General features: G+C 40.8%; 13 protein-coding genes. All 13 read left to right on the forward strand.

What is annotated here, in order from left to right:
* Positions 1-17 precede the first annotated feature (17 nt).
* The 13 genes from rfbC to ATB78_RS05215 all read left to right on the forward strand — a co-directional run bounded on the left by rfbC (position 18) and on the right by ATB78_RS05215 (position 15,761).
* Positions 18-593 (forward strand): dTDP-4-dehydrorhamnose 3,5-epimerase, encoded by a 576-nt coding sequence (rfbC, locus tag ATB78_RS05155; RefSeq protein ID WP_061007993.1) that lies wholly within the window; start codon positions 18-20, stop codon positions 591-593.
* Complete coding sequence (locus ATB78_RS05160; protein WP_061007994.1) at positions 590-1,453, forward strand: glycosyltransferase family 2 protein; 864 nt, start codon at positions 590-592, stop codon at positions 1,451-1,453. The genes rfbC and ATB78_RS05160 overlap by 4 nt, the downstream gene beginning before the upstream one ends.
* Positions 1,450-2,421, forward strand: a complete 972-nt coding sequence (locus ATB78_RS05165) for a glycosyltransferase family 2 protein (RefSeq protein ID WP_061007995.1) — start codon at positions 1,450-1,452, stop codon at positions 2,419-2,421. Before ATB78_RS05160 ends, ATB78_RS05165 begins: the two co-directional genes overlap by 4 nt.
* On the forward strand, positions 2,399-3,292 hold the full coding sequence (rfbD, locus tag ATB78_RS05170; RefSeq protein ID WP_061007996.1) for a dTDP-4-dehydrorhamnose reductase: 894 nt from the start codon (positions 2,399-2,401) through the stop codon (positions 3,290-3,292). Before ATB78_RS05165 ends, rfbD begins: the two co-directional genes overlap by 23 nt.
* Before the next feature lie 174 nt (positions 3,293-3,466).
* Positions 3,467-4,564, forward strand: coding sequence for a dTDP-glucose 4,6-dehydratase (gene rfbB / locus ATB78_RS05175; protein WP_061007997.1), 1,098 nt, complete (start codon positions 3,467-3,469; stop codon positions 4,562-4,564).
* A gap of 5 nt (positions 4,565-4,569) precedes the next feature.
* Positions 4,570-6,714 (forward strand): glycosyltransferase family 2 protein, encoded by a 2,145-nt coding sequence (locus ATB78_RS05180; RefSeq protein ID WP_081096564.1) that lies wholly within the window; start codon positions 4,570-4,572, stop codon positions 6,712-6,714.
* Between the two features lie 4 nt (positions 6,715-6,718).
* Positions 6,719-8,578, forward strand: a complete 1,860-nt coding sequence (locus tag ATB78_RS05185) for a glycosyltransferase (protein ID WP_061007998.1) — start codon at positions 6,719-6,721, stop codon at positions 8,576-8,578.
* Entirely contained in the window at positions 8,568-9,512 is a 945-nt protein-coding gene (locus ATB78_RS05190; RefSeq protein ID WP_061007999.1) for a hypothetical protein, read from the forward strand. The genes ATB78_RS05185 and ATB78_RS05190 overlap by 11 nt, the downstream gene beginning before the upstream one ends.
* A 92-nt stretch (positions 9,513-9,604) precedes the next feature.
* Positions 9,605-10,666 (forward strand): hypothetical protein, encoded by a 1,062-nt coding sequence (locus tag ATB78_RS05195; protein ID WP_061008000.1) that lies wholly within the window; start codon positions 9,605-9,607, stop codon positions 10,664-10,666.
* A 269-nt stretch (positions 10,667-10,935) separates the two neighbouring features.
* Positions 10,936-12,102, forward strand: a complete 1,167-nt coding sequence (locus ATB78_RS05200; protein ID WP_061008001.1) for a nucleotide sugar dehydrogenase — start codon at positions 10,936-10,938, stop codon at positions 12,100-12,102.
* 52 nt (positions 12,103-12,154) lie between these two features.
* Positions 12,155-12,979, forward strand: coding sequence for a UTP--glucose-1-phosphate uridylyltransferase GalU (gene galU / locus ATB78_RS05205; RefSeq protein WP_061008002.1), 825 nt, complete (start codon positions 12,155-12,157; stop codon positions 12,977-12,979).
* Positions 12,976-14,745 (forward strand): glycosyltransferase family 2 protein, encoded by a 1,770-nt coding sequence (locus ATB78_RS05210; RefSeq protein ID WP_061008003.1) that lies wholly within the window; start codon positions 12,976-12,978, stop codon positions 14,743-14,745. Before galU ends, ATB78_RS05210 begins: the two co-directional genes overlap by 4 nt.
* 2 nt (positions 14,746-14,747) lie before the next feature.
* Positions 14,748-15,761: a sulfotransferase family 2 domain-containing protein gene (locus tag ATB78_RS05215; RefSeq protein ID WP_061008004.1), complete on the forward strand. Its 1,014-nt coding sequence runs from the start codon at positions 14,748-14,750 to the stop codon at positions 15,759-15,761.
* Positions 15,762-15,804 lie beyond the last annotated feature (43 nt).

The raw sequence follows: 15,804 nt of genomic DNA on the forward strand, positions 1-15,804 counted from the left end.
TTGATGTGATTCAACCAATGAAATTTATCGATACAGCGATCCCAGATGTGAAAATCATCGAACCTAACGTGTTTGGCGATGACCGCGGCTTTTTTATGGAAACTTTCCGTACAGAGTTGTTTGAGCAAAATTGCAGTCAGCGTGTTTTCGTTCAAGAAAACCACAGCAAATCTAAGCAAGGTATTTTACGAGGGTTGCATTACCAAACTGAGAATACACAAGGCAAATTGGTTCGCGTAACTAAAGGTGAAGTCTTTGATGTTGCGGTAGACATGCGAACTGACTCCCCAACACTTGGACAATGGGTTGGTGTGTTCTTATCTGAGCAGAACAAGCGGCAACTTTGGGTTCCGGAAGGGTTTGCCCATGGGTTCTATGTCACAACAGATGAAGCGGAGTTTGTTTACAAATGTACTGACTATTACAACCCTGAGGCAGAAGTCAGTATTCGCTGGAATGACCCAGAGTTAGATATCAAATGGCCACTATTGGACGGACAAAAGCCACAACTGTCAACGAAAGATGAGCTAGGATTAAGCTTTGCTTCCGCACCTCGTTGTAAAAGCGGTAATGTGCTGAACCTTATATCGTGACTCTATTTATCTCCGTCATTTCGCATGATCATGAGCACATCATTGAACAGCTAAGAACATTAGCGCGGTTGGTGAATTACTCACAAATAAAGGTCATTTTTCGTGACAACGTGAAATCTGCAGAGTTACTAGCGTATTGCCAAAGCATTGGTATTCAGTATCACAGTAATGACAAGCCACTGGGTTTTGCTGCTAACAATAATCTGAACTTTTTGCTCGCGTTAGCAATGGGCATTTCAGATGATGATTATTTTTTACTGCTGAATCCAGACGTAGAAATTTCTGATTTGACGATCAAGCATTTGCTCAAGACATTAGAACAAAGCAATCTGCCTATAATGGCCCCCAACTTATTTCTCGATAGATCATTTACAGTTGCAGATGACAATCTAAGAAGATACCCAACACTTGGCACTTTTGTTCGTAACTACCTGTTTAATAGCAGAAGTATCGTTATAGACAAAACACGGCCGACTGAGGGTAAAGTTTTTTGGGCGAGCGGCGCTTTTCTGCTAGTGAAAGCTGATGTTTATCAGAGCTTAAATGGATTGGATGAGAGTTACTTTATGTATTGTGAAGATGTGGACTTTTGTTTACGGGCTTTACAAGAAGGCATCAAGGTGACGTATTTATCCGATATTATTGCGATTCATTATCGTCGTTGTGCTAGTCGAAAGTTTGGCTCTAAGCTGTTTTTTCATCATGTAAAAAGCACAGTTATTTATGAACTCACTCGGCGCAATTGGCGTCGTTCATGGCACCGAAAAAACAATCATATTGCTGTCGCTAGAAACAATGAGAACCAGTTACGCAAGGCAAAGCTTGTAGATAGCGCGACTACTTCAGATAAGCTGTTATGAAAGCAGAAGTAAACGTTGCCGCTGTCGTGGTGCATTATCACCCCAGTGCTCAAGACTGGGAAAGCACGTATTATCTAAGTCAATTTGTTCCAGTCGTTGTTGTTGATAATAGCGAGCAACATGATTGTCAGGAAAATGGATCTAACGTTGCTCATGCACCAAGGAGTTTATCGAGTAGTGCTCAGAGTTATCCGATTGTAGTTATAGAAAATGGGGTTAACCGAGGTGTAGCAAAAGCACTTAACCAAGGTATCGGATACTGGCAATCCAAGAACATAGATTGGTGTTTCCTGTTTGATCAAGATAGCAGAATCTCCATTAATTTTGTTCACGACATGCTCTATCCAATTAAATCGCTTTCTTTATCGAAATCCAAACCCATTGCTGCTTTGGTTCCAAAGTATTTTGCGACCAACCTGAACTGCTATGGCTGCGCTATTCAGGTGAGCAAGAGACGAATGAGGCGACTTAGTGTTGGGCAAGCCAAAGGTCAAGGTGCTGAGCACAACTGTTTACCTGTGTCTTATGCTATAACCTCAGGCTCCCTCGTTAACATGAAAGTGTTCGATGATATTGGTATTCATGACGAGTCTTTGTTTATTGATTTTGTAGATATTGAATGGGGCCTACGTGCTAACGCAAAAGGTTATGCACTAATAATGAATACCAACGCCACCTTAACTCACGAGTTAGGTGGTAAACCAATAAAGTGGTTAGGGAAACGCATCGTGAACCACTCACCTATGCGTCATTACTACTATTTCCGTAACGTTTGTCATTTGTTAAAGATGCCACACATTCCAACCGTCTGGAAAATCACAGAGCTTTGCAAACTTCCTGCCCGATTTGGTTTTTATGCCATTTACGGGACTCAGAGAAAGCAACATATAAAGGCAATGCTGAATGGATTAAAAGACGGCTTGAGCAACAAAACAGGTAAAAGAAATGAAAGTACTGATTACCGGTAAAGGTGGTCAATTAGCGTGGGAGCTAGAGCAAACCGTTCCTGATCTCGTTGAGTTAGTCAGTTTTGATGTAGAGCAACTCGATATCACCAATCAAACACAAGTGAACGAAGTTGTGCTTTCTCACTCACCTGACTTGGTTATCAACGCAGCCGCTTACACTGCCGTCGATAAAGCTGAAACCGATCAAGAAACGGCGTTTGCCGTGAATGAGAAAGGCAGTGAGCACCTAGCACTAATCTGTAAAGAAATAAACGCTAGGCTTATTCATGTATCTACGGACTTTGTGTTTGATGGGGAAAAAACAACGCCTTATCAAACAGACGATACGCCTAATCCAATCAATATTTATGGCGAATCGAAACTCAAAGGCGACCTTAAAATCAACCAAATTCTTGGTGAGCAAGCCACGATCATTCGTACTGCGTGGGTTTATTCTGCACACGGTAATAACTTCGTTAAAACCATGCTGCGCTTAATGGTAGAAAAAGAGCAACTTGGTATCGTCTACGATCAAGTTGGCACACCAACCTGGGCAAAAGGGTTAGCGGAAATGATTTGGGCGTTGCTCGACAACACAAAACAAACAAATGATTCCAATGCGTTAGTACTGCATTGGACAGACGCTGGCATTGCATCTTGGTATGACTTCGGTGTAGCTATTCAAGAGTTAGCACTTGAAAAAGGCATGCTAGATAAGGCGATTCCCATTCGCCCAATCCCCGCGAGCCACTACCCAACGCCTGCTAAGCGACCAAGCTTTAGCGTCATCGACAAAAGCACGGCAGAGAAAGCCAGCGGGGTAGAAAGCAAGCATTGGCGTGCGCAACTATCCGCCATGTTGGATGAACTAAAACTGCAGGTTCAAGGCTAGAGTGAAAAGGGTGTCGCTTTGCTCCTTCAAGGGAAACGGAACAAATAAGCCAAGTTATTGTTGAAATACAATATCAAGCGCTTATTTCTTGCACCTTGCACCTTGCACCTTGCACCTTGCACCTTGCACCTTGCACCTTGCTCAACTTTCAACTTTCAACGTTAATTGCAAAAAATGAAATCAAGAAACTTATTGGTAACAGGGGGCGCTGGTTTTATTGGCGCTAACTATGTGCTTTATTGGCTAGAAAATAACCCACAAGATAAAGTGGTGGTATTGGATGCGCTGACGTATGCAGGTAACCGCGCGAATCTTGCATCGGTAGAACAACATCCGAACTTTATTTTTACCCATGGTGACATTTGCGACACCAATCTAGTAGAGAAACTGCTCAAAGAACATCAGCTGGACACTATTGTACACTTTGCAGCAGAATCTCATGTAGACCGTTCAATCACGGGCCCAGATGCGTTTATAGAAACCAACATCTTGGGAACATACAGCCTACTAAAAGCGGCAAAAAAAGTCTGGGTTGATGAGCCAAAATCGGAAGGAAAATCACCTTTACCACACCGTTTTCATCATGTCTCCACTGATGAGGTGTACGGCACACTGGCTCCAAACGATCCGGCGTTTACAGAGCAGACCGCCTATGCACCAAACTCGCCATACTCGGCATCAAAGGCAGCATCAGACCATCTAGTACGTGCTTACCATCATACTTACGGGTTAGAGGTGACAACCTCAAACTGCTCAAACAACTACGGGCCTTACCACTTCCCAGAGAAGTTGATCCCACTGATCATCACCAACATTTTGCACAACAAACCACTGCCAATTTATGGTGATGGCCAACAAATCCGTGACTGGTTATACGTGGAAGATCACGCTCGTGGTATCGAGTTGGTACTAAGTAAAGGCAAAGTAGGTGAGAACTACAACATCGGTGGCCACAACGAATGGGCGAACATCGATATTGTGAAAGTCGTTTGTAAGCTAATGAACGAATACTTTACAGGCTCTTCACTTTCCACTTTGAACTTTGAACTTTCGACTAAGTTCCCACACGCCATTGCTGCAGCCGAAGGTAGATGTGAAGAACTTATTACCTACGTCACCGACCGTGCCGGCCACGACCGCCGCTACGCGATTGATGCGACCAAAACAAACAATGAGTTGGGTTATAAGCCAGCAGAATCGTTTGAAACGGGGATCAAGAAAACCGTAGAGTGGTATTTGGGTAATGAAGAGTGGTGGAGTAAATTGCTGTGATAAGCATGTTGTCAAAACTATTTAGAAATAAAACTTCAATATCTGAAGTAATTGTTGATCCAAGCTATGACCAAGGCGTTTATGACGTCATCTACGAATCGGGACTTTTTGATGAAGCATTTTACGCGAGCCTTATAGATACAACGCTGCCTTATGAAACACCATTGGCTCACTTTGTTGCTGTTGGTCATGCACAAAAGCTATCACCATGTGCTCATTTCTCCACTGCCTATTATTTGGCACAGAACGCGGATGTAAAAGAAGCAGGCATGAATTCGCTAGCTCATTACATTAGACATGGTGAAGCGGAGGGCCGTTGCCCCAACGCCTACTTTAACCCACACCGTTATTTAGAGCTCAATCCAGATTTGGCGCAATTCGATAAGACGTTGCTTCTCCACTATATGGTATTTGGTCGTGATGAAGGAAGACGCTTCATTTACCCGGCCGTAGTGCAACAGGGAGTAAACGACGACCCTTATGCGAAATGGATTCATGCGAATGAATGCGAAACCTATCAACAAATAAAGCGTGGTTTAGAAAGTTTTAAACATAACCCGCTTATCTCGATTGTTGTTCCAGTATACAACCCAGATGAGCAATTGTTGGTAGATTGCATTGAATCTGTCTTAGCGCAATCTTATACCAATTGGGAATTGTGTTTAGCTGACGATAAATCACCTAAGCCTCACGTTCGTAAGGTACTAAAAGCGTACGCCCGCAAAGACAGCCGCATAAAGCCAATTTATCGTTCGAAGAACGGTCACATTTCTGCAGCAAGTAACAGTGCATTACAAAAAGCACGTGGTGAGTGGATAGCACTTCTCGATCATGATGATGAATTACATCAGCATGCATTGTTCCATGTAGTTAACGCAATAAACGAAAAACCTGATGTTGAGTTGATTTACAGTGATGAGGACAAAATAGACCAATCAGGCAAGCGTATCGACCCGCATTTTAAATCTGATTGGAACTTAGATCTGCTGTATAGCCAGAACTATGTTTCTCATCTTGGTGTTTATAAAACGGATATCATGAATAAAATCGGCGGCTTTCGTTTAGGTTACGAAGGCAGCCAAGATTATGATTTGCTATTACGTTATTCACGTGAAATTGATCATGCCAATATCGTACATATACCAAAAGTCCTTTATCACTGGCGTATGGTAGAAGGGTCAACGGCACTTGGTTCGGGTGAAAAATCGTATACGACAGACGCTGGTATTAAGGCACTAGAAGATCATTTTGAAGCGTTAGGTCAGTCAGTTAGCGTTGAGATGGGTAAGCACGATAACATCTATAAAGTGAACTGGGCCATTGAGAATGAACCATTAGTTTCACTGATTATCCCAACTTATAATGGTTACGAGATCACCAAGCAAGCGATCGATTCGATAATCGAAAAATCAACCTATCGTAATTTTGAAATTTTACTTGTTGATAATAATTCGAATAACCCAACAGCCTTGGAATATTTTGACGAAGTTGATCAACACGATAAAGTTAAAGTTCTGCGTTACCCATATCCATTTAATTATTCAGCGATCAACAACTTTGCCGCCAAGCAAGCAAAAGGCGAGATCATTGGTTTAATTAATAATGACGTAGAGGTGATAAACCCTGAATGGCTAACTGAGATGGTATCACACGCTCAGCGTAAAGATGTGGGGTGCGTGGGCGCAATGCTTTATTACCCGAACGATACCATTCAACATGCAGGCGTTATCATCGGCATTGGTGGTGTTGGTGGGCATTCTCATAAGCATTTCAAGCGTGGTGATCATGGTTACTTTAGTCGTTTAAATATCGTGCAAAATTTATCAGCGGTTACGGCGGCATGTTTGCTTGTTCGTAAATCTGTATTTAATGAAGTGAACGGCCTAAATGAAGAAGAGTTAACAGTCGCTTTCAATGACGTGGATTTTTGCTTGAAAGTGCGGGCGGCAGGCTATCGTAACCTATGGACACCGTATGCTGAGCTATATCATCACGAATCCATCAGTCGTGGCGCAGAAGATAGTCCAGATAAGGTGGCACGATTTAATAATGAAGCTGATTATATGAAAAAAACGTGGAAAACCAACATAGAGACAGACCCGTTTTATAGTAAAAACTTAACAGCAAACAGCGAAGATTTTGCGTGGTAAAATAATGAAACAATTGTATATTCATATTGGTTTGAGTAAAACTGGATCTTCTGCTTTGCAGTCTTGGCTATCGTTAAATAGCACTAGACTAAAAGAACAAGGGATTGACTATGCTGACTTAAGTCCAACAGCTAAAGATGGTAAAATTACCGCTGGGAATGGCGTTCAATTATATCAGGCGTGTAATTCAGAGAGCTGGGAAGAAGTAGAAAGATTAATTAAAAATGTTTACTTTAACTCAAATGATAGAGCACTGATAAGTAGCGAAACCTTGCAAGGATTGCAAACTGAATCAATCAAAGAAATCAAGAGGATATGTGATAGTAACAATATAAAAATTACTGTTGTGGCATTCGCAAGAAGTGTATATGAACTACTCTACTCTAATTATCTTCAGGGCGTTAAAAGACATGGATTTACATTTGAATTTGGTGAGAAGCAACATTTAAACTATAAAGATCAAAGACAGTGCTTAGAATGTTTTTACAATGAATTCGGAAGTGAATTTATACTTGCCAACTATGACCAACACAAAAATAGTTTAATTTCATTTTTTGCCGAGATATTGAAAGTTGATGTTACTGGCTTCAAGGAAATGAAGAGCAAGATTAATAGAAGTTTGACTTTCGATGAGTCATTTCTGTTAAAGGAAATGAACATATTGCACGATGGTAGATATTCAACAGAGATATCTGACTTCCTAATCAATAGTGATAATAACAAAGAAACTAAGGTTCTCTATAATCCCGATATATTCGATGCAGTCTATGCTAACTCGATAGATGACATTGAGTGGATAAACAGCAACCTACTTAACACTACTCATAGTGATAGGTTAACGATATGTACAAACCATAGTCATATGATTGCACGTGATGTGAAATTAACAGAAGATCTCATCTCAGTTATTTATGATTGGGCTTTCCAAAGAAAGATTCAGCAGGATAGGAAACATTTTGTTGACTTTTTGATTAAGTTTTCTTCTTGGTGTGAATCAAAATCATTGAGAATAGCTTATAAGGTATTAGCGCTCGCAAAATATTATCGTCCTGAAGGGCCATATATTTCAAATCGATTAGAAAAATTGAAGAAAGAAGTTTTTAACTCCCTAAGAGTTGGAATTGCCGTTGTCACATACAATAGAGTCGAGCTGCTAAAAGAAAACATATTGGCGTTAACCAAACATACAACATCAGAAGTTAATATAGTAGTCGCTGATGACGGTAGTTCAGATGGAACACTCCAATGGTGCCAGGAGGCTGGCATTGCCTGTATATCCGGCATAAACAAAGGTGTTGTATGGAACAAGAATAGGGCGCTTTATTACTTGTGCGAACTAAAGCAGTCTGATGTCATAATTTTGTTAGAAGACGATTGTGTTCCCAGTGAAAAAGACTGGCATGTCGAGTGGGCTTTAGCTGCATATATCTGGGGGCATATCAACTATGCACACGCTAGACTATTGAAACGTTTAGCAGATTCTATAGAAGGTGATGGTACAGCGGTATTACCCTACAGACTCAAATTAGTCACGGGTCAATGTACTGCTTGTAGTGCAGATGCCATAAAAAAAGTAGGCTATTTAGATTCTCGCTTCATTGGTTATGGACACGGTCATGTAGAATGGACAAATCGATTTTTAAAGCACGGCTATAATGGAAAACCTGGAGATATAAGTCACGTATATGCATGCATTGATTCTGGCTTAACATCGAAAGATGCACCAACTTTTAAAAATGAAGCCCAACTTGAATCAAATCGAAAGATAAAGCAAAGTTTAAGTAACGATATTTCATTCAGGCTCCCATGGCAAAATGACAAAGAACAGCGGTCATTTCTTTCTGAGATAGAACATGCGCAATAAAGAATTGATTCTCCATATTGGAATGCATAAAACGGGTTCTTCCTCGCTACAGCTTTATTTGCGTGACACTAAGGATGGTGATTTCGAATTTTTAAGTTGGGACAAATATGGTAACTCCTCAAATATAGTAGACTGCAGCGGTCATACTTATAAAGTGTATGAGAAGAGACTAAGGAAACTCTTAATTACAGCAACTTCGAAAAAAGTTGTTTTATCTGCAGAACATTTATTCTTTATCGAAGACACTGATGTGCTAAAAAACTTGAATAACATCCTTTTGGAGTTTTTCCAAAGAATAAAAGTATATGTCTACTTAAGAAGGCAAGACAAGGCCGCTCTTTCATTTAAACAGCAAGCTGCTAAGGGAAGAGTTAAAAATCAAATGCCATCTAGTTATTTGATGGGGCATGAAAATGGCGCACTTCCAAATATTGATGAAAAAATTTATCGTTATTTCGATTATCACTCGAAGTTAGTTAAATGGGTTGATGTATTTGGAAAAGATAATGTTTTCGTTCGAGTGTTTGACAAAGATGCTTTATTTGAAAGTGATGTCGTAAGTGACTTCTATTCTTGGGCGGGACTCAATGGTTATGCAACAAGAAAAAATGTTAATGAGAGTCTTTGCAGAAATTTTTCTTTAATAAGTCACAAATTATTAGATATGAACTATCCGGCTGAAGTTATTGATTTCGTTCGACAAAAAATTCACCCAGATGATGTTTCAATTAAACCATACCTAACTACAGCGAAAAGTTTTTTTGCCGCATTTTCTCAATCAAACTACCAACTGACTCAGTCAGGGATAATTCCTTTTTTTAATGGGTTTGAATTTGATGACAATGAGTATTCAGATGAAGCTAACGATAAACTTACAGAATCTGAGTATGATTTTATTATTGAAAGTGTTGGTGAATTTTATAAAGCCCTATAGCTTTAAAATATGAAAGTAATTATTTATTTGGTCGAATGATTTATTTTCAATTGAACTTCGACGCACGAATAAATCACACCTAGGAATAAGATTTGTTTAGAATATTACATGGGGATAATATCCTTAATATTGCTTCAAGTTTAGGCGCAGGGATAAATGGTTCAGGTGTGTCAGGAAATGTATACTTAAAGTATTCACTTAATGATATAGACAGACCTTTAGTCGTAACATTTTCAAATGCAGGAGAAATAACACATGAGGCTGATTTGTATGATAAAAGCTATTCACCTTGGGGATTTGACTTTGTTAAGCGATATGGCGTCAACGTAATTTCATTTTCTTGTGTGGGTTTCGCTAACTGGTATAGGAGCGAGACATTTCTTCAATTTGTTACTTTGCTATCTAAGCTCTTAAAAATATTTAGAGTAAAGCTTGGCTATGGTGGGAGCATGGGAGGTTATGCCGCTTCAGTTTTTTCAAATAGTTTTGGTTTTAATCGTCAGTTATTAATGAATCCAATTTCCACATTGGCAAGAGAGATAGTTCCTTGGGAGACTAGATTTAAAGGGGCTATGGAGCTTAATTGGAATGAAAATTACTACGATGGTGCCCAAGCTAATTCAAAAAATATCATCGTCTATGATCCAATTTTTACTCTAGATTATAAACACGCTCAACGTTATCGTAATCGAATAGAGCTTAAGATTCCTGGAGTAGGGCATGGGGTACCAAAACATTTAAATAACTTAAGAGTGTTGAAATTGGTTTTTGAAATGTTTTTAAATGATAATATTCAACCTCAGGTATTTCACCGATTTGTTCGTAGTAGAAGATATTATGATGGATACTATAACTGGATGCTAAGTCGGCAAAATTCCCACCTTACAATAGAGAGGCGAAGAGTGATTGAATTTCATCGGAATAAAATTCCCAAAAATGAAGGCTCTTCATGCCGAAACTTCAACGATGCGCATATCGATCTGATTCGTGACACAGCAATTAAGATTGAAGGACTTAACATTGGTATTGCTAATGAGTTAATGCTTCTTGCTCACAATCTACGCCCAAATGGAAAGCAGATAAAATCAAAACTAGTCACTTACTCAAAAATGTTATGCAAAAACCGAACTCCGATTGACACAGGCAGCAATTGATTTATTGCTAAACAGCGTGTTACTAGAAAATATTTTTTACATTAAGTTATCGAGAAATTATTCAATTTATCACGATTGGATTTGTTTTGAACCACAATGTATAACGAAAGTATTTTATTATATACCACGTAATATAACGCTTGCTGAGTAATTTATAAAAGATAAGGTTTAACATGCAACATTTGTGATAAGGCTCAGTATAATTAGCTAAAAATAAATTCTGGCCTATATGTGAACAAGCTAATCTAAGCCTTTTATAAGGATTAATAATGAAAATAGCAATTGCAGGAACAGGTTATGTTGGCCTTTCCAATGCGGTACTTATAGCCCAACATCATCAAGTCATCGCTGTTGATATTGTTCCTGAAAAAATCAAGATGATTAATGAACGTGTTTCACCAATCCAAGATGCAGAAATTGAGCACTTTTTAGAGCATAAATGGTTGAACCTAACTGCCACGTTGGGTTGGGAACAAGCGTACAAAGATGCTGACTTTGTCATTATTGCGACCCCAACCGATTATGATGAAAAAACTAATTACTTTAATACTTCCTCAGTAGAAACGGTCATTGATAATGTTTTGTCGGTTAACCCGAATGCAGTCATGGTGATCAAATCTACCGTTCCAGTTGGGTATACAAAGTCGATTAAAGAAAAGTTTCGTACAGACAACGTCATTTTTTCACCAGAGTTTCTGCGAGAGGGGAAAGCACTTTACGATAACTTGTATCCATCCCGTATTATCGTTGGTGAGCGAAGTGAACGTGCTGAGCAGTTTGCAGCATTGCTGACAGAGGGAGCGGAGAAAAAAGACATTCCCGTTCTTTTTACCGACTCGACTGAAGCCGAAGCGATTAAGCTTTTCTCCAACACCTATTTGGCGATGCGTGTTGCCTATTTTAATGAGCTGGATACCTATGCAGAAAGCCATGGCTTGGAAACCAAGCAGATTATTGAAGGGGTAGGGCTAGATCCTCGTATTGGTAACCATTATAACAATCCATCGTTTGGTTATGGCGGTTACTGTTTACCAAAGGACACTAAGCAACTGCTGGCCAATTATCAGGATGTACCTAATAACCTGATCCAAGCCATTGTGGACGCTAACACAACCCGTAAAGACTTTGTTGCTGATGCAATTATTAAGCGCAACCCAAAGCGCGTGGGTATTTACCGTTTGATCATGAAAGCGGGCTCTGACAACTTTAGAGCCTCGGCTATTCAAGGCATTATGAAACGCATCAAAGCCAAGGGTATTGAGGTGGTGGTGTACGAACCCGTTCTAGAAGAGAGCGAGTTTTACCATTCAGCGGTTTATCACGATTTAACAGCCTTTAAAGCCGATTGTGATGTGATTGTTGCAAACCGTTTGGTCGATGAGCTTTCTGATGTTCAAACGAAGGTCTACACCCGCGATCTATTTGGTAGTGACTAGTAAAGTTCTATTTATATGCGCCTGAAAAGGCGCTTTTAGTTGGTTACTTCTAATGATTAAAAAATGTTTATTCCCCGCTGCTGGCTACGGCACACGCTTTTTGCCCGCCACCAAATCCATGCCAAAAGAAATGATGCCCGTCGTCAACAAGCCGTTAATAGAATACGGCGTTGAAGAGGCGATTCAAGCGGGTATGGACAGCATGTGCATTGTTACTGGTCGTGGTAAACACACCTTGATGGATCACTTCGATAAAAACTACGAATTGGAACATCAGATCAGTGGCACAGATAAAGAAGCGTTGTTAACCGATATCCGCCGTTTAATTGATTCGGCAAGCTATACCTATATTCGCCAGCGAGACATGAAAGGTTTAGGCCATGCGATTTTAACGGGAAGAGAGTTAGTCGGTGACGAGCCATTTGCAGTAGTACTGGCAGACGATCTTTGTGTGAATGAGGGGGATGGGGTATTAGCGCAAATGGTTGCGCTGTATAAACAGTTCCGTTGTTCAATCGTCGCGGTGCAAGAGGTTCCTGAGTCAGAAACCCATAAATACGGTGTGATCTCTGGTGAAATGATCAAAGATGATATCTACCGCGTTGATAACATGGTTGAAAAGCCAGAGTCAGGCACTGCGCCAAGTAATTTGGCGATCATTGGTCGCTATATCTTAACGCCAGACATTTTTGAACTTATCGAACAAACCGAGCCGGGTAAAGGCGGAGAAATCCAAATTACCGATGCGTTACTTAAACAAGCACAATCCGGTTGTGTGTTAGCGTATAAGTTTAAAGGTCAACGTTTTGATTGCGGCAGTGTCGAGGGCTATATCGAGGCCACTAACTACTGCTTTGAAAACATTTATCAAGCATGAAAAAATTGAAATCTCTATTGCCAGCTTCGGTTGTTAATGCACTCAAACGGCAGCACTGGGCGATTCGGGCGTATCAGCGTTGGGGCTTAAAACAAGCCCCGATTCATGGCCTGGAGCACTACGAGCTCATCTGTACACAGCAAGATAATCAATTAACGGCATTACCACAGCCAAATTGCGGCCCGATGCTATCAGTCTTGGTGCCTGTCTATAAGCCGGATTTATCTTTGTTTGCCGAGATGGTGCGCTCAGTGCAGACGCAAACGTACCCACACTGGCAGTTGATTTTGGTCGATGACAGCAGTCAGTCAGAGTCGCTTACCAAGATGCTTAATCAGTTAAAGTCGGACAAAATTCAAGTGGTGGTTCGCGAACAAAACGGTCATATTTCAGCGGCGTCTAACTCTGGTTTGCAAGCAGCGATTGGTGATTTTGTGGTGTTGCTAGATCAAGACGATTTGCTTCACCCACATGCGCTCAAATGCATGGCGCATTATTTGTCGATTAATCCGCAAGCGAACGTGCTTTACAGCGATGAAGATAAAATCGATGAGCAGGGTAATCGCAGTGAGCCGCACTTTAAACCACGCTTTAATCGCGATTTGCTCTATTCGCACAATTACGTCTCCCACTTGGGCGTTTATCGTAAAAGTTTGGTAAATGAGATTGGTGGATTCCGTGAGGGGTATGAGGGTAGTCAAGATTACGATTTGTTATTGCGTTGTTTAGCCCACTCTAAACCTGAGCAAATAGTTCATATGCCATACGTACTCTACCATTGGCGTGCAATTGCTGGGTCGACTGCGTTAGCTGAGGGGGAAAAGAGCTACGCACAACAAGCCGGGTTGGCTGCCTTACAAGATCATTTAGGGAAAAGCGGAGCAACCGTTACTAAAGGCAAATTAGCCAACACTTATAAAGTTACTTGGCCAGTGCCAGTGCCTGTACCTTTGGTGTCCATCATCATTCCTACGAAGGACGGTGAGGCATTGGTTCGTCAGTGCATAGACTCCTTGTACCGTTTGACTACGTACCCCAATTTTGAGGTGTTGCTGGTTGATAATGGCTCGGATGATGCGAAAGCCTTGGCATATTTTTCTCAATTAGCGGAACAAGGTAAGGTGCGCCTGCTTAATTACTCACACCCGTTTAATTATTCCGCCATTAATAACTTTGCCGTGACGCAAGCGAAGGGGGAGTATTTGGTGTTGATGAATAACGACATCGAAATCCTTTCTCCTAACTGGCTAAGCGAAATGATGGGGCATTTAGCAAGGCCAAATGTTGGTTGCGTGGGGGCAAAGCTTTATTACCCAAATGGCAGTATTCAACACGCAGGTGTTGTCATTGGGTTAGGGGGTTGTGCTGGGCATTCACATCGTTACTTTCCGCAAGAGGACCATGGTTATGCAAATCGTTTGCAGGTCACGCAAAACTATTCTGCCGTTACAGCAGCCTGTCTTGGCGTGCGTAAATCAGTATTCGAGCAAGTGGGTGGGTTAAACGAGATAGACCTTACCGTTGCATTTAATGATGTCGATTTTTGTTTGAAAGTTGGAAAGGCTGGTTATCGGCACGTTTGGTCACCGTATATAGAAATGATACACCACGAATCCATTAGTCGTGGCTTAGACAATACGAATGAAAAGCAACAACGCTATATGAAAGAAGTGGCTTATATGCAAAGAACTTGGGGAACGGCAGGATATCAAGACCCTTGTTACAGTCGGTGGCTAACTTATATTAAAGAAGATTTTAGTTATTAATCATGATGCGTCAGCGAATAAAAAAACGAATAAAGTCCCTACTTGGTTTTCCTATAGGAACCATTGAGCAGCAAGTTCATCCACTACTTTTTGTCCACATTCCAAAAACTGCCGGCACTAGTTTCCGTAAAGCGTTAGAAGAAATCCAACCGATGGAGTTGGATTACGGAATAAATGTAGGGTCATCTTCTTCATTAATACGCGCGCACACGTATGATTTTCCTGATCCTTACGCACTAAAGCAAATGATGGCCGCAGTGCCATTTGCATTAACTGGGCATGTTCATTTACAGAAATACGCCGATTTTTTCGATGTACGTAACATCATCACTTTTGTACGTGAGCCGATTGAACAAATCGTATCTCACTATAATCATTATGTTACCCATCATGGTTATGATGGTAGCTTTAGTTCGTTTTATCGTGCTGCACCATTTCGCAATGTGCAGGCGCGGTATCTCAATGGGTTTCCGGTTACTTTGCTTGGATTTACAGGCCTTACTGAACACTATAATGATTCGTTAGTGCTTATTAACAATGGGCTAGACCTCAAGTTGACACCGCTTAAACAAAATATGGCGGCGAAAACACATCAAAAGAAAGAGGGCTTGCACCAAGCTGTTTCTGATGAGTTAGTCAAACTTAACCAACAAGATATCTGTTTGTATCAACAAGCTCTTGAGTTACACAATCAGCGCATGGCTCTGTTTGAGCAAGATAAGCCGTGGACTCATTTGTATGCACATGTCAACCCAAATGGTGTGTTGCATGGCTGCGCTTATTTTTCCGCAAGTGAAGAACCAGTGAATCTAATCGTAAAGATAAACGGAGAAGAGAAAGCAGCAGTGGTTGCTCAAGAGTTCTGTGGCTTGTTCCCAAAGTTTAACTTTCCGCGTCAACGTTACGTAGGATTTAGTTTGCCACTGGCCAAATTTCGGGATTCAGGCATTGATGAATTGCAGTTGATGGTCACTACTACAGGTCAAACGTACGACGTTGAACTACCTAAATTATAGGTGACTTAGTTCACGCTAAAATGTAACTAAATTGTATATCAAT

It is taken from the genome of Vibrio sp. CUB2, assembly GCF_001557945.1.
GTDB lineage: Bacteria > Pseudomonadota > Gammaproteobacteria > Enterobacterales > Vibrionaceae > Vibrio > Vibrio owensii.

Bases quoted from the DNA above. Each gene is read 5' to 3' on its own strand.
- ATB78_RS05180 (WP_081096564.1), top strand. From the start codon at position 4,570: ATGTTGTCAAAACTATTTAGAAATAAAACTTCAATATCTGAAGTAATT.
- ATB78_RS05165 (WP_061007995.1), top strand. From the start codon at position 1,450: ATGAAAGCAGAAGTAAACGTTGCCGCTGTCGTGGTGCATTATCACCCC.
- ATB78_RS05210 (WP_061008003.1), top strand. From the start codon at position 12,976: ATGAAAAAATTGAAATCTCTATTGCCAGCTTCGGTTGTTAATGCACTC.
- ATB78_RS05185 (WP_061007998.1), top strand. From the start codon at position 6,719: ATGAAACAATTGTATATTCATATTGGTTTGAGTAAAACTGGATCTTCT.
- ATB78_RS05190 (WP_061007999.1), top strand. From the start codon at position 8,568: ATGCGCAATAAAGAATTGATTCTCCATATTGGAATGCATAAAACGGGT.
- ATB78_RS05200 (WP_061008001.1), top strand. From the start codon at position 10,936: ATGAAAATAGCAATTGCAGGAACAGGTTATGTTGGCCTTTCCAATGCG.
- galU (WP_061008002.1), top strand. From the start codon at position 12,155: ATGATTAAAAAATGTTTATTCCCCGCTGCTGGCTACGGCACACGCTTT.
- rfbD (WP_061007996.1), top strand. From the start codon at position 2,399: ATGAAAGTACTGATTACCGGTAAAGGTGGTCAATTAGCGTGGGAGCTA.
- rfbB (WP_061007997.1), top strand. From the start codon at position 3,467: ATGAAATCAAGAAACTTATTGGTAACAGGGGGCGCTGGTTTTATTGGC.
- rfbC (WP_061007993.1), top strand. From the start codon at position 18: ATGAAATTTATCGATACAGCGATCCCAGATGTGAAAATCATCGAACCT.
- ATB78_RS05215 (WP_061008004.1), top strand. From the start codon at position 14,748: ATGATGCGTCAGCGAATAAAAAAACGAATAAAGTCCCTACTTGGTTTT.